This window comes from Megasphaera sp. AM44-1BH, from assembly GCF_003467125.1.
Taxonomy (GTDB): Bacteria; Bacillota; Negativicutes; order Veillonellales; family Megasphaeraceae; genus Megasphaera.
In genome coordinates this window covers 19547-43122 of record NZ_QSFA01000017.1, presented here as the reverse complement: position 1 = coordinate 43122, position 23576 = coordinate 19547, and the positions used below count along the sequence as shown (strand labels likewise).

The window sequence follows — 23576 nt, the reverse complement described above, 5'->3', positions numbered from 1 at the left end:
ATAAGTAAAGACTTTGTATATCATGATCGGCACGGCCGAAGAATGGGGAGATACGATAAATGGAAAATTATGCTGGATATTCCGATGAATATATCAAATATCTGGAACTCCTGGCTAAAGAATACCCGACCCAGGAAGCGACGTTTACAGAAATCATCAATTTGCAGGCTATCGTGAATCTGCCAAAGGGAACGGAACATTTCATGAGCGACCTCCATGGTGAATATGAAGCGTTTTATCATATATTGAATAATTGTTCCGGTGTTATCCGGGAAAAAGTGGAAATGCTCTTTTCCAATTCCATGAGTCAGGAAGAACGGGATGACCTGCTGACACTCATTTATTATCCAAAAGAAAAACTGGATCTTATGAACCGCAAAAAGCTGGTAACGGACAAATGGGCCCGTAAGACGCTCCATCATCTGATTCGTCTGGCGAAATTGCTTTCGTCCAAGTATACCCGTTCCAAGGTACGTAAGGCGATGCCACCGGTTTTCCGGTTCGTCATCGATGAATTGCTTCATGCCCAGCCGGATGAAGATAAAAACCGTCATGTCTATCATTCCAAAATCCTCGACACGATTCTGGAAACGGGGAGTACCCGTTCTTTTATTTATGCGCTGACGGCTTTGATTAAACGGCTGGCTGTGGATCATCTGCATATTATCGGCGATATTTATGACCGGGGTCCCCATGCAGATAAAATCATGGATAATCTCATGCATCATCATTCCATGGATATCCAGTGGGGTAATCATGACATTCTCTGGATGGGAGCTGCCGCCGGCAGTGCTGCCTGTATTGCCAATGTCCTGCGCAATAATATCCGCTATCATAATTTGGAGATTCTGGAAAGCGGGTATGGCATCAGTCTGCGTCCGCTGGCCCTGTTTGCCTTGAAAATGTATACCAAAGATGACGGCATCGAACCGATGGTCAAGGCAATTAATGTCATTTTATCCAAGCTGGAAGGGCAGGTTATATTCCGTCATCCGGAATATAATATGGATGACCGCCTGCTGTTCCATAAAATCAATCTGGAAACAGGGACCATTACGCTGGATTCCGGAACCTATGAACTGACTACGACGGATTTTCCTACGTTCAATCCTCAGGATCCCTATACCCTGTCTCCGGAGGAACATCGCATTATGGCTGATTTGCAGACTGAATTTTTGCAGAGCGAACGGCTCCAGCGGCATATTCAGTTCCTGTACAGCCATGGCTCTATGTACCGTTGCTACAATAACAATTTATTGTTCCATGGCAGCCTGCCCCTCAACGATGATGGGAGCTTTAAAGAAATTTATTTTGACGGTCATGGTTACAAAGGCCGGGCTTTTATGGATCGGGCCGACTATATGGCGCGTCGGGCGTATACCAAACGGGATACGGACAGCCTGGATTACATGTGGTATATGTGGGGCGGCCCCGATTCCCCTGTATCCGGCCGGATTGTAAAGACCTTTGAACGCAGCTATATTGCCGATAAAGAGACGTGGAAAGAACCGGAAAATGCTTATTTCCGGTTGAACAGGGATAAGGATGAATGCGTCAAGATTCTTCATGAATTTGGTATCGATTCTCCGCAAGGTCATATTATCAATGGACATACGCCGGTAAAAGTCAAAAAAGGAGAAAGTCCTATCCGGGCAGAAGGTAAAGAACTCTGCATTGACGGGGGCTTTTGCAAAGCCTATCAGAATTCGACAGGCATTGCCGGTTATACATTGATTTTCAATTCTCACGGTATCCGTATCAAGGCGCATTATCCGTTTACGGACGTAGAGGAAGTTCTGCGGACCAATGCCGATATGGGTTCAGAATCGACGCAGGTCGAACTGGAACCCAAACGGGTCATGATTGGTGACACGGACAATGGCAAAAAGCTATTGCAGATGATTGATGATCTGAAAGCTCTGCTCCAGGCATACCGGCAGGGGATTATTATCGAACGGCGCGATGACTGACGAAACGCAGGTGGATTTTTGTATAGTAAAACGGGATTGCATGAGGGTCGGAGCCTGCATGCAATCCCGTTCTTTTGTGTTGCGTTTTCCTTTGCCGGGTATCGATAGGATACTATGTCTTTGCCAGCTGCATCATGACGGTATAAAAAAGAGGCTGTCTGAAAAGACAGCCTCCTAAGTGATTCGCGTGGGTTATGAAGTTGTAAATTTAGAATACACCCTGCTGGAGCATAGCATCGGCTACGCGTTCGAAGCCTGCAATGTTAGCACCGGCTACGAGGTTGTATCCTAAGCCATTACGTTCTGCTGCGTCTACGGAGTTCTGATAAATCGTGTTCATGATTTCATGGAGACGGGCATCGACTTCTTCAGCTGTCCAGACGAGACGTTCGCTGTTCTGGCTCATTTCCAGAGCGGATGTAGCAACGCCACCGGCGTTTACGGCTTTGGACGGAGCAACGATCATGTTCGGCTGTTCCATTAAATATTTCAGTGCGTCGTTGGTAGTAGGCATGTTGGCAACTTCGATGTAATACCGGATACCATTAGCGACGATCTGTTTTGCTTCTTTCATATGTACGTCGTTCTGCATAGCCGACGGCATAATGATATCAACTTTGACACCCCAAGGTTTTTCACCCGGATGGAATTCTACGCCGAATTTATCAGCATAGTCCTGGACACGGTTGCGGCCGGAAGCACGCATTTCGAGGAGGTAATTGATTTTTTCTTCTGTTACGACGCCATCGGGATCATAGATGTAGCCATCCGGACCAGAGAGAGTAACGACTTTGGCACCGAGCTGGGCAGCTTTCTTGCAGATACCCCAGCAAACGTTACCGAAACCAGCAGCGGCAATCGTTTTGCCCTTAATGTCTTCGCCATCGTGTTTGAGGACATTTTCCAGATAGTATACGGCACCATAACCTGTTGCTTCCGGACGGATACGGGAACCGCCATAGCTGAAGCCTTTGCCGGTCAGTACGCCATTTTCGAAGCATCCTTTCAGACGGCGGTATTCACCAAAGAGATAACCGATTTCACGGCCGCCAACGCCCATATCACCAGCCGGAACGTCGATATCCGGACCGATGTACCGATACAGGGCCTGCATATAGCTCTGGCAGAAACGCATGATTTCAGCATCGGATTTGCCATCAGGATCAAAGTCTGCGCCGCCTTTAGCGCCGCCAATAGGAAGACCCGTCAGAGAGTTCTTGAAAATCTGTTCGAAACCGAGGAACTTAATGATACCGGGATATACGTTTTTCTGGAAACGGAGACCGCCTTTGTATGGCCCGATTGCGCCGTTGAACTGGCAACGGTAACCGGTGTTCGTATGGATTTTGCCGTTGTCATCTTCCCAGACAACGCGGAATGTAAACATCCGTTCTGGTTCGACCATACGATTCAGGAGATCGTATTTTTCGTATTCCGGATGGCGTTCTACAACAGGATCCAGAGACGACAATACTTCTTCTACGGTCTGGACAAATTCCGGTTCATTGGCATGTTTCGTTTTGACGTTTTCGATTACAGATGCAAGATACTTGTTCATAAAGCTTCACCTCATTTGAAAAATTAGTTTACCCCGAACTTCTCTCTACGGCCTTATCATAACACTTTTTTTTTCGTTTGCAAATACCATAATGTGAAAATAAATTATAACGTTTTCAACAAAATGCTAAAAATATAAATGAGACGTGACAATAAATAAATTATATTAATTTGATTACGTTAAAGTTTAAATAAACTTCTGTATCATGCTTTAATATTATTTGATAAATGATAATTTGTAATATAGTATAAATAAACTATATATGTTTGCTATATGAGGACAAAATGTATTATAAACCATACGTATTATACGTAACAAAAGGTACGTCTGCATATAATGTATATATAGTGTATACTGACTAAAACAGGTAAAAAGACAGCCTTTTCCCTGTTTAATGGTATTTGTTCGCAGCCAGAAGGCGGGAAAGGCTGTTTGACGGGTTCAACAAACGGCCGGTCTATGTTATAGTAAGGTAGAAAGTAAGGGGGGATACCGATGGACCGTTGTACTATTCATAAAAGCACGCATTTCTTTTCTATGAATGACCGGATAATGGAGCCCGTGCCAGTATTGCATCGTGACTATGCCGAAGCGGTGGAGCAGTATTTCTATAGGCTGTTCCCAAACCGGACCCGGGCGGCCCTGGCAGATACCGGATCACTGCCCTTGCCGGTAGATATAGAGGTTTTGTATCCTACAGCAGAAGAACCGTTCTATTTTATTCATACCCTGGGAATGAGTGCGGCGCCCATGACATATCCCGAAGGGACTGAAAATGGCGAAGTACGGGAATCCTATAGTGAGCTTTGCCTGATGCTGCCGTCAGACTGGCCGTTTGCCGATAGCCATCATCTTTCCATCGAAGAACCGTCGGCCTGGCCGCTGCGTATGCTCCGCGATCTGGCTAAATTTCCCCATGCCCATCATCTGTGGATGTCGTACGGATTCATGCTCCCCAATTCGGAACAGGGCGAACCGTTTATACCGGGAAGCGACCTTTGCGGGGTTCTTATGGTGCAGTTTGACGGTGAACTGGGAGAACTGACTCTGGACGATGGGATAACCATACAACTGCTGATGCCCGTTCTGGTGTATGCCGATGAGATGGAAGCTTATGATAAACTGGGACCGGATACGCTGATTGAGAGGATTCTGGATTGTACCCATGAGTCGTTTATTTTGGATTTGCATCGCAGCCATGTTGCACAAGGGCTGTTAAAGTAATAGAATAAAACTATTGTGAAAGGAGGAGAGTCAAGTGGTATCGAGTGATAGTGTCATTGCTCCCCATACACCGGCTGAAGCGTATAGTGCCTACCGGACTGTTGCCTCGTCGGTCCTGGTAGCCGGTGCGCAGGAGCTGAAACGCAAAGGGGCTCATTATAAATTAGCCATCGAATTGAATCATGCCGGGCTTTCCTATATCCGGGACAGAGGAGAGGAAATCGCTGTCGGCGCGATGACGACGATGGCAGAAATAGAGAAATCCCCCTTGTTGAAAGAGCTGGCAGGAGGCGCTATTTGTGCATCACTCAGAGATGTGCCGGACCGGGAGTTGAAACAGCATGCGACGCTGGGTGGCCTGATTGCGTCCAAACAGCCCTTTTCTGTCCTGCTGCCAGTTCTCTTGTCCCTGACTGTCGATGTAGTCCTGGAAGACAAAGGGCGCATGGAATTGCGGGATTATCTGTCTTGTCCGCCTATGGGGGAATTGATTACGGAAATCGTGATTGCCCGGGAATTTGTTTATACGGCATATATGGCTTATCGAAGCGAAGCAGGACAGCAGCCGTATCTGACAGGTGCCGTCACCATGGGAGAACATCAGTGGCGTATCGTCGTCGGTGGCCGGCCCGGTGTGGCTGCTATTGCGGAAAATGCCAGTGAAGAATTATCGGCCAAAGGATTGCAGGCCAGAGAAAATGTGGCTCATATGGTCAGTGAAGAACTGGATTTTGAAAATTTCGGTCCCTGTTCAGAGCAGGAACGCCGTAATCTGACTATCGATATGATGCGCATACTGATTAAAAAAGCGTGGAAAGGATTCAGCCGTCAGAACAGCCTGACGACGAAACCGGTTAAAAAGTAGTTAAAGGAAACAAGGAGTCGAGAACGTGAAGGGAAAAATAATCGTCGGCTTATTGGCCATATGTGTGTTAGCAGGAAGCGGATGGCTGTTGTACAGTCATCACGGCCAGCATATTGCGGCGACTGTACATCAGCAGGCTGCTTCTATTTCTCATCCCGATGTGGCATTTGTGGGAGAGGATTTTACGCTGCCGGCTGTCGATAATGACCTGCCTGTATACGACCGTTATACGGTACAGCAGCGTAAAGATAAGGGGCTTCCTCTGACATATGGCACGACCAGAGATTATTATTATGGGGATCATGTGGCCTATCTGACTTTTGATGATGGTCCGAATAAAGAAAATACGACAAAAATCCTGAAAATCCTGAAAGACGAACAGATACATGCTACGTTTTTCCTGACAGGCAATAATGTAGAACGTTATCCCGATGTCGTGAAAGCCATTTATGAATCGGGCAATGCTATTGGCATTCATTCATACAGTCATGACTATAAAAAAATCTATGCGTCGCCGCAGGCTTATATGGATGAAGTCGATAAGACGGCAGGACTGATTTATGATGTCATTCATGTACGTCCAGTTATCAGCCGTGCGCCGGGCGGTACGGCGGGACATTTTACCAAGGCTTTCTGGCAGGCCCTCAATCAGGAGGGCTATATTGAAGTGGGCTGGAATTCTCTGACCGGGGACGCCGATGGAACAGGAAAGACTGCCGGAAAAGAAGTGGAAAATATTAAGAAGCAGCTGGCACTGCGGCCGTATCTGCACAGTCATCTGGTCATTCTCATGCATGACGCCAGCGGTCATCAGGCGACGGTAGAAGCCCTGCCGGAACTCATTAAACTGCTCAAGAGCCAGGGGTATACCTTCCGTGTCGTCACTACGGCCATTCCGCCAAGCTGGTAAAAATATACAAAAGTCCTTGACAAGAAAACAGTTTCGGTATAGTATGTATTCATCACATTTTGCATTTTAATTCTGCAAGGAGCAGTACCATGAACAACACTATGTCTTTCACGGCAATTGCATACAGCTTTAGAAACAGCCAGGCCTACCTGTATTTTGGCACTGGCTATTTTTGCTGCGACCAATTGCATAAACAAGATGAGAACATGGGTTGTCTGAGAAAGTGGCATAGTATCACTGTATAAGACGGTATCAGCAGATGCAGGATAAAGCAGGCTCATGGGAGCCTGCTTTTTTTATATCCGGGAGGCAGGGAGCATAATGATTATTGTACTGAAAGAAAATGCACCGCAACAGGCGGCAGAAAAACTGATGAAAGAAATCAGAGCAAAAGGATTGCAGATTGATGTCAGTAAGGGGACGCGAAAGACGGTCCTCGGTCTCGTTGGTGACACTTCTGTTATCGATATGGAGCATGTTCAGGGGTATGACTATGTCGATAAGGTGCTCCGCGTAGAAGAACCGTATAAACGGGCAAGCCGCGCATTTCATCCGCAAAATTCGATCATCCGTGCCGGAGGTGTGGAAATCGGCGGTAAGAAACTGGCGGTCATGGCAGGTCCGTGTTCTGTCGAAACGCCGGAGCAGATCAATGGCGTGGCTGATGCGGTCAAAGCAGCCGGAGCGGTCATGCTCCGGGGCGGAGCATTTAAACCGCGGACTTCTCCGTATTCCTTCCAGGGCCTCCGGGAAAAAGGGCTGGACTTATTATGTGGAGCCGGGCGCCACGCCGGCCTTCCTGTCGTTACCGAAATCATGTCACTGGATAAACTCGATGAGTTTATAAAAGCCGGCGTCGATATCATTCAGGTCGGAGCACGCAATATGCAGAACTTTGAACTGCTCCGGGGACTGGGAAAGACACGGATTCCCATCCTGCTGAAACGGGGCCTGAGCGCGACCGTAGAAGAGTGGCTCATGAGTGCGGAATACATTATGGCAGGGGGAAATCACAATGTCATTCTCTGTGAACGGGGAATCCGTACATTTGAAACCTACACGCGCAATACACTGGACCTTTCCGCTGTTCTTGCCGTCAAGCGTCAGAGTCATCTGCCGGTTATTGTGGACCCCAGCCACGCTACGGGAAAACGCTGGATGGTAGAAGACCTGGCGAAGGCAGCCGTCGCCGTCGGGGCCGATGGTATCATGGTAGAAGTACACAATGACCCCGATCATGCACTCTGTGACGGTGCCCAGTCAATTACGCCGGCCATGTTTTCTCATTTGATGGACAGTCTCCGTCAGCTGGCGCCTGTCGTAGGCCGCACGGTGTAAAAGAAAAGAAAATCTGAATAAAAACCTTTTTCTGCAGCACGTCATTTAGTATACTAAAGAGGAAACGCTGCATAATATACATTCACGAGTATTTGGGGGGAACGCAATGGAAAGTACAGACAGCGGTTTTTTTACGGATCAAGTCATAGCGATTGTCGGATTAGGCCTGATTGGTGGTTCGTATGCCAAAGGATTCCGGAAATTGAAGGTGAAATCCGTCATCGGGATCGATGTCAATCAGGAGTCTCTGGCAGAGGCACTGGCTGATGGGTCCATTGATGAGGCGTCAACAGATGGCAGCCAGATTCTGGGGGAAGCAGATATTGTTATTTTCTGTATGGCTGCAGACAGCATGATGGCGTTTATCAAAGAGCATCGTCAGGATTTTAAGCAAGGCGCACTACTAACTGATGTGGCTGGTATCAAGGGGGATTCGGCTGACCGCATCAAAGCGGTGCTGCGGGACGATCTGGATTTTGTCCCGGGGCATCCGATGGCAGGCCGGGAAGGCAGCGGTTATGGCATGTCCCGGGCAGAAATTTTTGATGGCGCTAATTACATACTGGTGCCTATGGCAGATAATAAGCCGGAGCATGTCGATGCGATTGAACGGATGGCACGGGCCCTTGGTTGTGCCCATGTGGTCCGGGTAGGGGCAGCAGAACATGACAAACTCATTGCCTACACGAGCAGTCTGCCCCATGTATTGGCAACATCTCTTATTAATAGTGAATCCATGGATACGATGACCCGGTATTTTGTAGCCGGAAGTTTTCGCGATGGGACACGCGTTGCAGACATCAATGCTCCGCTCTGGACAAAATTATTCTTTTCCAATAAAGAAAATCTTTTGAAAGAAATTGACCAGTTCAGCGCATCACTGAAAGTATTTGCCAATCTGCTTTCTGAAGAAGATACAAAGGGCATGACCCGTTTTTTACAGCAGGCCGCGTTGCGGAGAAGGGAATTAGTTCATGAAACACATTCACGTTGAATTAGGAAAAGATTCGTATGAAATTCACATTGAAAATGGCCTTCTCGACCGGGCCGGTGAGTATATCCGCAGTCTGACAAAAGCAGAAACAGTTGCCGTTATTACAGACAATGTATTGGAACCACTCTATGGAAAGCGCCTGGAATACAGTTTGCAGCAGGCTGGATTCCGGACAGGCTGTATCGTGATTCCTGCCGGTGAAGCTTCCAAGAATGCCAATCAGCTTTTAGATATCTATCAGAAGCTGTCTGATCTGGGTATTACCCGGTCAGATATGATTATTACTTTCGGTGGCGGCGTCGTTGGAGATTTGGGGGGATTTGCGGCTGCGACCTTTTTGCGTGGCGTGCCGTTTGTTCAGATTGCCACTTCCATTATTGCCCAAGTGGATAGTAGTGTTGGCGGTAAAGTGGCCATTGATCTGCCGAGCGGCAAAAATCAGGCCGGCGCTTTTTATCAGCCAAAAGCAGTTCTGATTGACCCGGATTTATTACAGACGCTGCCAGAACGGTTTGTCCGTGATGGATTGGGAGAAGTTATCAAGTATGGCTGCATCCGTGATGCCAGATTGTTTACTCTTCTGGAAACACTAGATGAACATAGTATAGTTTCTCATTGGGATAAAATCATTGAAACGTGCTGCCGGATTAAGGCAGATGTAGTGGAACACGATGTGTATGATACAGGAGAACGGATGATACTGAACTTTGGTCATACTATCGGGCACGCCATTGAACGCTTGTATGGGTTTGGCCATTATACTCATGGGGAAGGCGTGGCCATAGGGATGGCTCTTCTCACGGCGCGGACAGAAGAACTGGGACTGACTGAACCGGGAACGGCCCGGCGTCTGACGGCTATCCTGAAGCGGTATCACCTGCCGTATACGGTGGATGCATCTGCGGCGGATTTGTTTCCTTATATCGGCCATGACAAGAAAAAGCGTGGCTCGCATATGACTCTCATTATTCTCAACCGCATTGGTTCGTGCCGTCTGCTGCCGGTAGAACTGGCAGATATTCCCACATATATCACAGGAGGGAGCCCGTCATGAATATCTGTATCACACCTCATCCGTTTGGGGGCATACTAGCCGTTCCCTCGTCAAAAAGCCTGGGGCATCGTGACCTCATTTGTGCCGCCCTGGCAGAAGGAGAAAGTCTGGTCGAACATATTTCTGCATCCGAGGACATCGATGCGACCTGCCGGGTTTTACGGTGTTTTGGTGCTGAGATAGAAGAAGTTGCCGATATACTGCCGGGCCGCATTTCCTACCGTATACAAGGTGGTATCCGTAAAGGCTGTACACCGGTAACGGCAGACTGTGGCGAGTCGGGCTCAACACTGCGTTTCCTTATCCCACTTGGACTTTTGACCGGCCGCTCTGTTACCTATATAGGACGGGGGCGGCTCGTCTCGCGGCCCCTCCAGCCGTATTATGCCATCTTCCGGTCCCGTCACATTGCCTATCAGACAGCTGATGGCGGCGGACTTCCCCTGACCGTGACGGGGACACTGTCTCCCGGGGCGTATACACTGCCGGGTAATGTCAGTTCCCAGTTCTTTACAGGGCTGCTCCTGACGCTGCCGCTTCTTGCGGGGGACTCCTCCCTCTATAGCTCGACGACACTGGAATCAGCCAGTTATGTCGGCCTTACCCTGGATACGATGGCCCGTCATGGTGTACATATTGAAGAAGAAAAACCAGGTGTGTATCAGATTGCCGGTGGTCAGTCATACCGGCCGGGCCAGTACGAAGTAGAAGGGGATTATTCCCAGGCTGCATTCTGGCTGGCTGCAGGATGCCTTGGACATGATGTGAAACTGACCGGACTCCGCCGTCACAGTGCCCAGGGTGATGAAGTCATCATTGATATCATCCGCCGGATGGGTGGCAGGATAACAGAAGAACCAGACAGCCTCATGGCCAGTACGTCTGCTTTGAAAGGGACGACGATTGATGCCGGCGACTGCCCGGATCTGGTTCCTGTGCTGACTGTTCTTGCAACGGCTGCTACTGGTACAACCCATATTGTCAATGCAGCCCGCGTCCGCCTCAAGGAATGCGACCGGCTCCATGCTATGGCAGAAGAACTGAATAAACTGGGGGGCAGAGTGACAGAAGAACCAGACGGCCTCATCATTGAAGGTACTGGTCATCTTCATGGCGGCCGCGTGCAGGCCTGGAATGATCATCGCATTGCCATGTCACTGGCAGTGGCTTCCCAGATTGCCGAAGGACCGGTACAAATCGATGGGGCAGAATGCGTCAAAAAATCGTATCCCCGGTTCTGGCAGGATGTATCAGCTATGGGTGGAATGTATACGGAGGAGGCAGGCAGCAATGAATAATACCTTTGGTTATCATGCAGGACTGACAATTTTTGGAGAATCCCATGGAAATGCCATCGGGGCTGTCCTCGACGGGCTTCCTGCTGGTATTTCGATAGACTGGGATGCTGTACGGCAGGAAATGGCCCGTCGTGCTCCCGGAAGGAATGCCATGTCTACGGCACGGCAGGAAGCCGATGCCTTTGAAATCGAAAGCGGTTATTTCCATGATCATACGACAGGAACTCCGCTGTGTGTCCTGATACGCAATACGGATCAGCACAGCCGGGATTACGACCAGCTGCGTCATATGATGCGGCCCGGTCATGCCGATTACAGCGGCAAGGTACGGTATGACGGATACAATGATTACCGTGGGGGCGGTCATTTCTCCGGCCGTATTACAGCACCGCTCGTCTTTGCTGGTGCCATAGCGTCCCAGATTCTGGCCAGAGAAGGCATTTGCATTGGTGCCCATATCCTGCGTATCGGATCGGTTGCAGACCGCTGTTTTGCTCCCTGTGGCGAATCGGCAGCCCTGTTTCAGAAGTTGAAACAGCAGACGCTTCCCGTTCTCGATGAAACAAAGGCTCCTATGATGGAACAAGAAATCCTGACGGCCAAAAGCCAGCTTGATTCCGTAGGTGGCATGATAGAAGGTCAAATACTGGGATTGCCTGCCGGCTTCGGTGACCCTTTCTTTGATTCCATTGAAAGCCGTTTGTCCCATATGTTTTTTTCTATTCCTGCCGTCAAGGGAGTGGCTTTTGGTGATGGATTTGATATGGCACTGCACCATGGATCCGAGACGAATGATTCCTTTTACTATGACGGAGCAGAGGTCAGGACACGGACGAACCATAATGGGGGAATCAACGGTGGCATCACCAATGGCATGCCAGTCAATTTCCATCTGGTTATCAAGCCGACAGCATCTATTTCAAAAGAACAGGATACGATTGATACGGATACGAAGGAAAATTGCAAACTGGTTATAAAAGGCCGTCATGACCCCTGCATTGTTCAGCGTGCCGTACCAGTTGTAGAAGCTGCTGCAGCCTGGACGATACTGGATATTTTCCTCGGCAGCAGAAAGACGGGTGGACTTCATGACTAAGACGATGCCTATGGTCATTGCCTGTTTTGGCCTGCCCGGGTCCTACACGTATGAGGCGATGATGGCCTATTTTGACGGGAAGGATATAGAACCCCGGTATGCTTCGCAGTTTGAAGATGTGGTTCAGGCTGTAGCCCGGAGGCAAGTACATTATGGTGTCCTGCCTATTGAAAATTCCTCGACTGGTGGCATTACCGATGTATACGATCTCATTCACCGCTATGATTGCCATATTGCCGGTGAAAAATACGTGCGTATTGAACATAATCTTCTGGGATTGCCGGGGGCGTCTCTGGCCGACATACAGGAAGTGTATTCTCATCCGCAGGGTATTGCCCAGTGCCGGGAATTTTTGAAAGAACACGAAAACTGGCTGCTCCATCCCTATTTCAGTACATCCCAGAGTGCGGAAAAGGTGCATCAGACTGGTGATGTCCATATCGGGGCCATTGCCAATACGATAGCTGCTGACATGTACGGACTTACCATATTGGCACGCCATATCAATGATAACACCATGAACTATACCCGCTTTTTCATCATTTCTGCCGAAATGGAAGAAAGCGATGATATGGATAAGATTACCCTGGTATTGACGACGAAGCATAAGCCCGGTGCCCTGTACCATGTTTTAGGCCATTTCTTTTATAATGCCATGAATATGACCCATCTGGAATCGCGGCCTATCAAGGGGCGTCCATTCGAATATTTCTTCCATATCGATGTCATGGGTAATATACGAAATCCGGCAACGTCTATCGTGCTGCACAATCTGGAGGAACATTGCAATTATTTTAAAATCCTGGGGAACTATCCGTCTGACAAAGGGGGTAATATACGATGAAAGCAGGCCTTATAGGAAAAACACTGGGCCATACGGCATCTCCGGCTATCCATGAAAAAATCTATCAGATTATGGGAATAACCGGAACGTATGATGTACTGGAAATGTCCCCGGATAGTCTGGCAGAAAATCTGAAACGACTGGCACAGGATGGATATACAGGCTGCAATGTTACTATTCCCTATAAAAGGGATGTCATACCCTATCTGACGGATATATCCCGGGAAGCACGGATTATCGGGGCCGTCAATACGATTTATTTTACCGATGAAGGAGTTTTTGGGTATAATACCGATTATAGCGGATTTGGCCGGTCTTTGGAACATGCCGGTATCAGAATTGCCGGACAGGACTGTGTCGTCCTGGGAACAGGAGGAGCCGCCAGGGCTGTCATCCAGTATCTGGCAGACAAGAATGCCAAGTCGATTACGGTCATTTCCCGCCATCCTCATTTCAAAATTGAATTCGATGAGTTCACGAAGAAAACCGGGGCATCTGAGACAGATTACCAGACTTTTGAAACAGTGCAGGCAGGAGATGTGCTGGTTAATTGTACTCCTGTAGGCATGTTTCCGCATATTGACGGATGTCCTTTGTCTGAACAACGTATTGCTGCTTTCCCTGCTGTCGTAGACCTCATTTACAATCCCAAAGACACAGGACTTTTAAAAATGGCACGCCGCCACGGTGCCCGGACTTTGAATGGCATGTATATGCTCGTGGCCCAGGCTGTGGGATCAGAAGAAATCTGGATGGGACGGGAAATCCCTTCTTCTGTCATTGAACAAATTGCTAAGGAGATGGAACGCCTCTATGAATGATAAACAGAATATCATCATCATCGGCATGCCGGGCTGTGGCAAAAGTACATTGGGAAAAGCTCTTGCCAGCCGGCTGGGCCGTCCGTTTTATGATGCTGACGACGTTATTGTCCAGCAGGAAGGAAAAACGATTCCTGAACTCTTTGCCATCAGTGAAGACTGCTTCCGCGATGCAGAGGTACGGGCCAGCCGCTTCCTGGCCGATAAAAAAGGCATCGTCGTTGCCTGTGGCGGTGGTGTCATCAAACGGCAGGAAAATATTGCCATATTCAAAAAAACGGGAACGGTCTTTTTCCTGGATCGCTCGCCGGACGATATTGTCAGCGATGTCGATGTCTCCGTACGCCCTCTGCTGAAAGATGGCAGACAGAAAGTGTACAATCTCTATAAGGAGCGTATCGGCCTGTACCGGGATGCTGCCGATTATTGCATTGATAATAATAAGGATATAGAAGACGTTCTCGATGAGTTTGAAATACTGATTGGAAACATACGGTAATATAAAAACCGACTGTCAGGTGGAGCAGAAATTGCTTCATGCGGCAGTCGGTTTTTGTCGTATGCTGGGAAGAAGAAAAAATGGGCAGTGTAATTCAGCTATGGAGCGCCTGTAAAATCTGATGTAATGTCGTCACTTCCAGCTGGCCAGGAGCTGAAGCTTTTTTTGCTGAACCGAAGGTAAGGGCCGAACCGAAGATTTCCCCGCTGATACGGCTGATGGTGCCGAGTTTCCCCATAGACATGGTGATAATCGGTTCATCGGGATACTGGGATTTGACATCTTCCGTTGCTGATAAGAGGGTCAGTACGTCTTTGGCCGATTGGGGCATGCAGGCCAGTTTAGCTACATCGGCACCGAGTTTTTTCATGCCCAGGAGACGGCCTGTGATTTCATCGAATGACGGGGTCTTATCGAAGTCGTGATTGCTCATGATGACAGTGACGCTGTGTTCTTTGGCGATGGTGAGGATTTTTTCGATGCTGGTGCGGTTGCGGAAATATTCCACGTCTACGGCATCGACTTTCCCCGTTTTGATGGCATAAGTGATGAGGTCGAAATAGTAGCTTTCAGGAACTTCTGTTTCGCCGCCTTCTTCTTTGGTACGGAACGTAAACAAGATTGCCCCGTTAGGCAATTCCTGGCGGACAGCTGCCAGAGCCTGGCCGACGGCATCTAGGGACGTGACATCTTTTAAGAAGTCGATGCGCAGTTCAACGACATCGTAGATTTTATCCTGAAGATAGAGACATTCATGGATGAGCTCATCAAGAGAACGGCCGACAATAGGAACACAAATTTTGGGCATACCGTTGTCGAGGGTAACATTACCGATTTTAACCATAATAGTATATTCCTCCTAGCGCAAGATGATGCAGTGGATTTTTTCTATTGACGATATTATACCGTACGGGGCTGATGCAGGCAATGTAAGACTGTCAGAATATGGCCCGGATGACAGAGAGGGATGATACAGATTTTTTTCATGCAGCATTTTTTTCTTGACAAACAGGGCGGCATTAACTATAATGAATAAAAATTCAATAAACATTCATTAAAATAAATTAAGCTGCACATACAGCATCTAAGGAGTGTCACCATGAAAACGAAAGTATTTATCGACGGTCATTCAGGTACGACAGGTCTGCGCATCCATGAACGGCTGGCAGCGCGTCAGGATATTGAAGTATTACAGATTTCTGAAGAATTACGGAAAAATCCGGAAGAAGTAAAAAAATACATGAAGGCGGCAGATATTGCATTTCTCTGTCTGCCTGATGCGGCAGCTGTCGAAGCGGCCGGATTGGCTGAAGGAGCTGACGTAAAAATCATCGATACGTCTACAGCACACCGTATTGCGCCGGGATGGGTCTATGGGTTCCCGGAATTATCGCCGCAGCAGAGCGGAATGATTGCCCATAGCAGCCGCGTTGGCAATCCTGGATGTCATGCCAGCGGCGTCATTTCTCTTGTCCAGCCTCTGACGGCATCGGGGATCATGCCTGCTGACTATCCCGTCACTGCCTTTTCCCTTACCGGGTACAGTGGCGGCGGCAAAAAGATGATAGCCGCTTATGAAGGAGAAAAGACGACAGATCTCCTGGCACCCCGCCAGTACGGACTGGGACAGACGCATAAACATCTGCCGGAAATCGTCACCATTTGTCATTTGGCAGATAAACCGCTGTTTTCACCTATCGTAGACGATTATTACAGTGGCATGGAAGTGACCGTCCCGGTCTTTACGAAGCTGCTGAAAGGCACGCCGGGTATACAGTCTGTATGGGAGGCACTGGCAGCTCACTATGAGGGATGTGATTTTATTCATGTGCGTCCTCTGGGAGAAGATAAAGGCGGTTTCCTGGCAGCCAATGACATGAGTGGCCGTGACGATATGGAAATTTTCGTAACGGGCAATGATCAGCGGATACTGCTCACTTCTGTTTTTGATAACCTGGGAAAAGGTGCGTCGGGGGCGGCCATCCAGAACATGAATATTATGCTCGGCATCGATCCGAAAACGGGTCTGAATCTGGGAGAATAAGGAGAATAGTACAGTTATGACAACGACAACTTTTATAGATCACGATATACAGGAAGTGAGCAATGCCCAGAAAGCACGCATATTGCGCGATGCCCTTCCTTATATCCGGGAATATTACGGCAAGGTAGTCGTCGTCAAATACGGCGGCAATGCGATGGTCAATGAAGAACTCCGGAAAGCCGTACTGGCAGATATCGTGCTCCTGCATCTCATTGGTGTCAAAGTCGTCCTCGTCCACGGCGGCGGCCCCCATATCAAAGAAGCCCTCAATCAGGTAGGGTTGGAATCGAAATTCCTGAACGGCCTGCGCGTGACCGATGAAGCGACGATGAAAATTGTCCAGATGGTACTGGCCGGCCAGGTCAATAAGGATCTGGTCAACCTTTTGGGGGCACTGGGAGGAAAAGCCATTGGCCTGTGCGGCATCGATGATGCCATGATCCAGGTACAAAAACAAAGTGATGAACTGGGACTGGTCGGAGAAATCACACACATCAATCCGGAACTCATCCATGACAGTCTGGCCAATGGATACATCCCCGTCATTTCATCTATCGGAACCGATGGAAAAGGTGTTTCCTATAATATCAATGCCGATACGGCCGCGGCCGAAATTGCCGGTGCGCTTCAGGCAGAGTGCATGATTTCCCTGACTAATATTGACGGAGTGCTCCGGAATCCCGATGATTCGTCCACCCTGTTCCACAGCCTGACTATGCAGGACGTGCAGCAGCTTACGGACGAAGGAATCATTGCCGGCGGTATGATTCCAAAAGTCAAGTGCTGCACCGATGCCATTGACTGTGGTGTCAAACGGGTATTCATCATCAACGGTACGGTACCCCACGCCATTCTCATCGAAATGCTGACAGAAGAAGGGCTGGGAACCATGTTTGTTAAGCAATAATGCCTCTGTAGCGGCTGTCTCAGCCATCGCGATTACAACGGGGCATCTGCAATATAGGAAGTTGTTTTGAAGGAGGAAATGGATATGTCTGCAGAAACAGAAAAGAAAGAATTTGAAAAACTGGATAAAGAATATATTGTCAACGTATATAACCGCCTCGATGCCGTTCTCGATCATGGCAAAGGGTCTCTGGTATACGATGTCAATGGCAAAGAATATATCGATCTCAGTGCCGGTATCGCCGTCAATGTGTTTGGCGTCTGCGATGACGTATGGGAAAAAGCCGTTATCAATCAGCTGGGAAAACTCAGTCATATGTCCAACGTATTCTATACGGAACCGCAGATTATCCTGGCTAAAAAACTCTGTGAAAAAACAGGCATGAAGAAAGTCTTTTTCTCCAATTCCGGTGCTGAAACTAACGAATGTGCCATTAAAGCGGCCCGTAAATATTCTCACGATAAATATGGTGATGGCCGCTATACCATCATTACTCTGAAAAATAGCTTCCACGGCCGGACGATGGCTACTCTTACGGCTTGCGGCCAGGAATCGCTCCATCAGGATTTTGGGCCCTTCCTGCCGGGATTCGTGTATGCTGAACCGGATAATTTTGAATCGGTCAAAAAGCTGGCTGAAGAAAATAAGACCTGTGCCATCATGATGGAACTGGTCCAGGGCGAAGGCGGTGTCCATCCACTGAATCCGGATTTCGTACATCAGGTCGCTGACTATGCCAAAGCACACGACATTCTGCTCATCATTGATGAAGTACAGACTGGCAACGGCCGTACGGGCGCTCTTTACGCTTATATGAGATATGGCATCCATCCGGATATTGTAACGACAGCAAAGGCCATCGGAGGCGGGCTGCCATTTGCCGTAACGATGTTTGCCGATTCCTGCCAGCATGCCCTGACGGATCATACCCATGGCTCTACCTTTGGAGGTAATCCTATCTGTGCTGCCGGGGCGATTTCCATTATTGACCGCCTTGACGACGACCTCATGGCCGATGTCCTCAAAAAAGGGGAATACGTGAAGAAAGAACTGGAAAGCTGCCAGAATGTAGAATGGGTATCCGGCCTGGGACTCATGATAGGCGTCAAATTGAAGAAAGACCTCATGGAAGTCGTCAACGGATGTGTCGATGCCGGCGTCCTGGTCCTGACAGCCAACGGTCTCTTGCGCCTGCTGCCGCCGCTGAATATCCCCATGGACGTACTGCAGAAAGGTATAGAAAAAATCAAAGCCGTCATTGATGGCTGATAAAATCTAAAACAGAAGCTGCTGTGAGAGGCAGAAGTTGTTTCCCGGTAAACGGACTCTTACAGCCGCTTCTTTTTTTATATTGTTCATGCTATAATATGTCATAGTTTATAAAGAAAGGAAAGTTTCTATGATAACAAAAACAGAACGAATAAAGAAAGATATAACGACGATTGCCCGGTTTCAGTCAAAGAAAGGACGGGGATGTAATCGTTTTTCCTATACGCCGGCATTCCGGCAGGCTGCTGATTATATTGCAGAGGAAATGAAAAAAGCCGGACTTACAGTACGGGAAAATGCCGTAGGTGCCATATTAGGGACCCTGCAGGGAGAACAACCGGAACTTGCCCCTGTTGTTTCAGGCAGCCACCTCGATTCCGTGCCAGAAGGAGGCAATTTCGATGGGATTGCAGGTATCTGTGCCGCACTGGAAGCGGCAAGGGCTTTTCACGATGCAGGGATCCGGCCCCGCCGGTCTTTTTGCTGTATAGCTATTCCGGAAGAAGAAGGACCTCAGTTTGGCTCTGGCTTGTTTGGCAGCCGGGCTATGTGCGGGCAGCTTTATGACGATGAAATTCATCGTTTTCGCAACGCTCAGGGGAAATCGATAGCAGAGGTCCTTACGGCCTATGGTAAGAATCCTGAAAAGATTGCCAGTGAGATGATACACAAAGGCGACTGGGCTGCTTTTTTAGAATTACATATCGAACAAGGGCCTGTCCTTGACCGGGAACATCTTGAACTGGGAATCGTTGAAGCAATCGTAGGATTGAAATATTATTTTGTTACTATCAAAGGAATTTCTAACCATGCAGGTGCCACACCGATGACAATGCGGGCTGATACTGTATTAGCTATGGCAAACGCTGTATCGGCCGGCGCTGATACAGCGTTGACATTGGGAGACGGTACAGTCTTTACCACCGGAATAATCCAGACTCACCCCGGGGCAGGTAATATTATCCCGGATAAGACGGTATTTTCCATTGATTGCCGAAGCCGGAACATGAATAGTATTGAAACGGTCATGAAGGCTGTAAAAGCCTCACTGGAAACGAGTAAGAAACAGAATTCCGGCCTTTCCTATACTATCGAAGAGCGGTTACATGCCGATCCTGTCGAAATGGATCAGTCTTTGCAGAGCCTTCTGGAAACACAGACACAGCTGCTTCATATTCCATACAAACGCATGTGTTCTGGAGCCGGTCATGACACGATGGTTTTCAATCATCTGATGCCGACTGCTATGATTTTCGTACCCAGTCGGGATGGACGAAGCCATGTGCCGGAAGAATGGACCGATTACAAGTATATCCAACAGGGGGCCGAAGTCCTCTATCAGACACTTCGACATCTTACGGCACAATAAAGCATGAATGAAATGATTGGTATTTTTCTGAAATCTTATATATTATGTCTTATTGACAACACTACAATTTTTAGTTATAGTAAATATGTAATAATTATATCTTAGCGAGGGATATTAGGTTATTACAATAAGGTCCAACAGGAGTGTTGGTACCGCAAAGCTCTAACGGTACGCCTATTGGCGTACCGTTATCTTTTTATACGGACTATTTTATATTCAAATAATAGATCAGGGGTGACGGGCTATGCATTATGTGTTGGGATTAGATATTGGTATAACGTCTGTTGGTTGGGCTGTTTTAGAATTGAACATACAGGATGAACCAATTCGTATTGTAGACCTGAACTCACGAATTTTTGAGAGAGCAGAAATTCCAAAGACCGGGGAATCATTAGCTGCTCCGCGGAGAGTAGCCCGTAGTAGTAGACGACGAACCCGTCGTCGGCGCTTTCGCTTATACCGAATTCGCAGGTATCTACTTCGGAATCAAATTATAACGCCATCCGATATGAAAATATTGTATGATAATTGTGGAGATATGAAGGATATCTATACATTACGCCATGAAGCACTGGATAGAGCTGTAACTTCAAAGGAATGGGCTAGACTTTTAATTTTTTTTGGTAAACATCGGGGATTCAAATCTAATCGTAAATCTATTATTGCTTCTGGTGACGAAGGAGTAATGTTACAAGCCGTTAAAGAAAATCAAGAATTATTAAAAGCATATCGAACGGTTGGAGATATGTTGTATAGTGATACAAAATTTGCGAATGCTAAGCGAAATAAAGGAGAATCCTATACATTTACAGTCAGTCGGCGTATGCTGACCGATGAAATACGGACGCTATTTTGTATTCAAAGAGATTTGGGACAATCTTTTGCTACACCATCGTTAGAGGACGAATATCTTTCCATTTTTTTGGCACAACGAAATTTTGATGAAGGACCGGGTGGTAATAGCCCATATAGTGGAAACCAAATTGAAAAAATGATTGGTAATTGTGCATTTGAAAAAAATGAAAAAAGAGCGCCGAAAGCTAGTTATGCCTTTATGGCTTTTAATCTCTTGCAGAAAATCAATCATCTTCGGATTGAAAGAAAAGGAAAGCAACGCTTTTTAACACAAGAAGAACGAAATAATATTGCAGGGCTTGCTTGGAAAAAAGAAAACTTGACGTTTAAAGATATCCGAACTGCGATTTCACTTTCCGGAGATGAATTATTTCAAGATGTCCACTATGCATCAGAGGTATCACTAGAAGAATGTGAAAAGAAAACGAAATTTAACTTAGTTCGCTCTTATCATGCTATGCGTAAAGCATTAGATGCAGTAGAAAAAAATCGAATTCAGAAATTATCTCATGAGCAATTGGATACAATTGCCTATGCTTTTACTGTATATAAAAATGATGATAAGATTTCATCTTATCTTTTGGCTCATAGTATAGAACAGCAAGATGTGGAAGCTCTTTTAGCGCAGTTAAGGACATTCAATAAATTTGGTCATTTATCGATTAAAGCTTGTTATCGTATTTTGCCATATTTAAAAGAAGGAAAAACTTATGCGGCGGCTTGTACCAGTGCGGGATATGATTTTCGAAATAGTAGTTTGGAAGAGATAAAAGATATTCCGAATCCAGTTGTAAAGCGTGCTGTTAGTCAAACTTTGAAAGTGATACGGGCTATTATAAAAAAATACGGATGTGAGCCTGTAGAAATACATATAGAATTAGCCAGAGAATTGGCGCGAAGTTTTCAAAATCGAGTAAAGATGCAAAAAAGTATGGAAGAGAATCAGTCACGAAATGAAAAAATAAAAGAACGACTGGTTCAAGAATATAATATTTTATCACCAACCGGAATGGATATTGTAAAATTCAAATTATATGAGCAGCAACAGGGAGCTTGTGCATATTCACAGAAAATGTTTAATATCTATCAGCTTTTTCATGATCCATCATATGCTGAAGTAGATCATATTATTCCTTATAGCCGATCATTTGATGATTCGTATAGAAATAAAGTACTTGTTTTTACAGCAGAAAATAGAAACAAAGGGAATCGTACTCCGATGGAATATCTGAAAAATCAATCAGAACGAAAGGAGCAGTTTATTACATGGGTCAAAAATACTATTCGAGATTATAAAAAAAGGAATAATCTTTTACGAGAAACGTATACGTCCGAGGACGAAGCTGATTGGAAACGACGGCATTTGCAGGATACTCAATATCTTAGTACATATCTTTATAATTATTTATGTCATGTGATGAAATTAACACCAGGCTGTACAGAACGCAAACGACGCATTATTGCGGTAAATGGAGCTGTAACTGCTTATGTGCGGAAACGTTTAGGTATAAATAAGATTCGTTCCAATGGAGATCTTCACCATGCAGTGGATGCAGTTATTATTGCCTGCGTTACGCAAGGCGTTATAAATCGTATATCAAGGTATAGTAAGATAAAAGAATTGCAAAATTTTCAAACTAATGATGGTCAAGTCGTAGATTCAGTAACAGGTGAAATGTTAACATTGAAACACGTGCATAAAAAAGATCCATTTCCAGAGCCGTGGCCTCATTTTCGCCAGGAACTAGAAGCACGAGTCGGTAAACAGCCACAAGAAGCTATTGCTGCACTACATCTTCCGACATATGAAAATGTAGAATCAATTTATACCCCGTTTGTTTCTCGTATGCCTAATCGGAAGGTTCATGGTCCAGCTCATCTTGAGACAATACGCAGTAGTAAACTGCTTTATAAAGGAATTACTATTGTCAAAACAAGCCTAACTAACCTTAAATTGAAAGATGGAGAAATTCAAGGGTATTATAATCCTGATAGTGACCGTATTCTCTACCAGGCATTAAAAAGAAGACTGATACAGTTTGATGGCGAGGGAAGAGCAGCTTTTAAAGAACCTTTTTATAAACCACGTTCAGATGGAAGTCCAGGACCAATGGTCAAAAAAGTTAAAATTATGACTAACTCAAGCTTGAACGTTCTGTTAAACCATGGTAGAGGCGTTGCCGATAATGGTGCTATGGTGCGTATTGATGTTTTTTATGTTTCTGAGAAAGGTAAAAAAGCTTATTATTTTGTGCCTATATATGTGGCAGATACAGTAAAGAAAGAATTACCACATAAAGCAGTGGTAGCATATAAGCCATGTGAAGAATGGAAAAATGTAGATGATGATGATTTTATTTTTTCTTTATATCCTAATGATTTGGTATATGTCAGACATAAAAAGTCGATTCTTTTAAAAGCGTCAAAGAGAAGTACATTATCTCCTCAAATAAAAATTAAAGAAGGACTGTTTTATTATAAAGGTGCTAATATCTCAGTAGGAAGTATTAGTATTATTAATAATGATGATACATATGGACAACATAGTTTAGGCATCAAAACTTTGGAATGTATGAAAAAAGCAAATGTAGATATCTTGGGAAATGTGACCTTTGTGGGGAGAGAGAATAGACAACCATTTCAACTGTCAAAAAAGTGAGT

The 23576-nt window shown here is 46.4% G+C and carries 19 protein-coding genes; 17 read left to right on the top strand and 2 right to left on the bottom strand.

Annotated elements, in window-relative coordinates; all coding sequences use genetic code 11:
* Positions 1–59 precede the first annotated feature (59 nt).
* Positions 60–1970: a fructose-1,6-bisphosphatase gene (locus DW949_RS10635; RefSeq protein ID WP_118023197.1), complete on the top strand. Its 1911-nt coding sequence runs from the start codon at positions 60–62 to the stop codon at positions 1968–1970.
* 208 nt (positions 1971–2178) lie between these two features.
* Here DW949_RS10635 and gdhA read toward each other — a convergent pair whose 3' ends face one another.
* Positions 2179–3528 carry an NADP-specific glutamate dehydrogenase gene (gene gdhA / locus DW949_RS10630; protein ID WP_118023196.1) on the bottom strand — a complete coding sequence of 450 codons (1350 nt, stop codon included), beginning with the start codon at positions 3526–3528 and terminating at the stop codon, positions 2179–2181.
* A 495-nt stretch (positions 3529–4023) separates the two neighbouring features.
* On the opposite strand from gdhA, the gene DW949_RS10625 reads away from it, so the two are divergent.
* The 11 genes from DW949_RS10625 to DW949_RS10575 all read left to right on the top strand — a co-directional run bounded on the left by DW949_RS10625 (position 4024) and on the right by DW949_RS10575 (position 14471).
* Complete coding sequence (locus tag DW949_RS10625; protein ID WP_118023195.1) at positions 4024–4752, top strand: suppressor of fused domain protein; 729 nt, start codon at positions 4024–4026, stop codon at positions 4750–4752.
* Positions 4753–4786: 34 nt separating this feature from the next.
* A complete protein-coding gene (locus DW949_RS10620; protein ID WP_118023194.1) occupies positions 4787–5617 on the top strand; it encodes an FAD binding domain-containing protein in 831 nt (276 codons plus the stop codon).
* Between the two features lie 25 nt (positions 5618–5642).
* A complete protein-coding gene (locus DW949_RS10615) occupies positions 5643–6527 on the top strand; it encodes a polysaccharide deacetylase family protein (RefSeq protein ID WP_118023193.1) in 885 nt (294 codons plus the stop codon).
* A gap of 321 nt (positions 6528–6848) precedes the next feature.
* Positions 6849–7865 (top strand): 3-deoxy-7-phosphoheptulonate synthase, encoded by a 1017-nt coding sequence (aroF, locus tag DW949_RS10610; RefSeq protein ID WP_118023192.1) that lies wholly within the window; start codon positions 6849–6851, stop codon positions 7863–7865.
* A gap of 106 nt (positions 7866–7971) precedes the next feature.
* Positions 7972–8859 carry a prephenate dehydrogenase gene (locus DW949_RS10605; RefSeq protein ID WP_118023191.1) on the top strand — a complete coding sequence of 296 codons (888 nt, stop codon included), beginning with the start codon at positions 7972–7974 and terminating at the stop codon, positions 8857–8859.
* Positions 8840–9913: a 3-dehydroquinate synthase gene (gene aroB / locus DW949_RS10600; protein ID WP_118023190.1), complete on the top strand. Its 1074-nt coding sequence runs from the start codon at positions 8840–8842 to the stop codon at positions 9911–9913. The genes DW949_RS10605 and aroB overlap by 20 nt, the downstream gene beginning before the upstream one ends.
* Positions 9910–11211, top strand: a complete 1302-nt coding sequence (gene aroA, locus DW949_RS10595) for a 3-phosphoshikimate 1-carboxyvinyltransferase (RefSeq protein ID WP_118023189.1) — start codon at positions 9910–9912, stop codon at positions 11209–11211. Before aroB ends, aroA begins: the two co-directional genes overlap by 4 nt.
* A complete protein-coding gene (gene aroC / locus DW949_RS10590; protein WP_118023188.1) occupies positions 11204–12307 on the top strand; it encodes a chorismate synthase in 1104 nt (367 codons plus the stop codon). Before aroA ends, aroC begins: the two co-directional genes overlap by 8 nt.
* Positions 12300–13151 carry a prephenate dehydratase gene (gene pheA, locus DW949_RS10585; RefSeq protein ID WP_199595871.1) on the top strand — a complete coding sequence of 284 codons (852 nt, stop codon included), beginning with the start codon at positions 12300–12302 and terminating at the stop codon, positions 13149–13151. The genes aroC and pheA overlap by 8 nt, the downstream gene beginning before the upstream one ends.
* On the top strand, positions 13148–13972 hold the full coding sequence (aroE, locus tag DW949_RS10580) for a shikimate dehydrogenase (protein ID WP_118023187.1): 825 nt from the start codon (positions 13148–13150) through the stop codon (positions 13970–13972). The genes pheA and aroE overlap by 4 nt, the downstream gene beginning before the upstream one ends.
* On the top strand, positions 13965–14471 hold the full coding sequence (locus DW949_RS10575) for a shikimate kinase (protein WP_118023186.1): 507 nt from the start codon (positions 13965–13967) through the stop codon (positions 14469–14471). Before aroE ends, DW949_RS10575 begins: the two co-directional genes overlap by 8 nt.
* A gap of 94 nt (positions 14472–14565) precedes the next feature.
* Here the strand turns inward: DW949_RS10575 and aroD are convergent, their stop codons facing one another.
* Positions 14566–15315 carry a type I 3-dehydroquinate dehydratase gene (gene aroD / locus DW949_RS10570; protein WP_118023185.1) on the bottom strand — a complete coding sequence of 250 codons (750 nt, stop codon included), beginning with the start codon at positions 15313–15315 and terminating at the stop codon, positions 14566–14568.
* A gap of 255 nt (positions 15316–15570) precedes the next feature.
* On the opposite strand from aroD, the gene argC reads away from it, so the two are divergent.
* The 5 genes from argC (at position 15571) to cas9 (ending at position 23574) form a co-directional block, all read left to right on the top strand.
* Positions 15571–16515, top strand: coding sequence for an N-acetyl-gamma-glutamyl-phosphate reductase (argC, locus tag DW949_RS10565; RefSeq protein WP_118023184.1), 945 nt, complete (start codon positions 15571–15573; stop codon positions 16513–16515).
* A 46-nt stretch (positions 16516–16561) separates the two neighbouring features.
* A complete protein-coding gene (gene argB / locus DW949_RS10560; protein ID WP_118023214.1) occupies positions 16562–17422 on the top strand; it encodes an acetylglutamate kinase in 861 nt (286 codons plus the stop codon).
* A gap of 84 nt (positions 17423–17506) precedes the next feature.
* Positions 17507–18691: an acetylornithine/succinylornithine family transaminase gene (locus DW949_RS10555; protein WP_118023183.1), complete on the top strand. Its 1185-nt coding sequence runs from the start codon at positions 17507–17509 to the stop codon at positions 18689–18691.
* A 130-nt stretch (positions 18692–18821) separates the two neighbouring features.
* Positions 18822–20060, top strand: coding sequence for a M20 family metallo-hydrolase (locus DW949_RS10550; protein ID WP_118023182.1), 1239 nt, complete (start codon positions 18822–18824; stop codon positions 20058–20060).
* Between the two features lie 244 nt (positions 20061–20304).
* Entirely contained in the window at positions 20305–23574 is a 3270-nt protein-coding gene (cas9, locus tag DW949_RS10545; RefSeq protein ID WP_118023181.1) for a type II CRISPR RNA-guided endonuclease Cas9, read from the top strand.
* Positions 23575–23576: the final 2 nt, after the last annotated feature.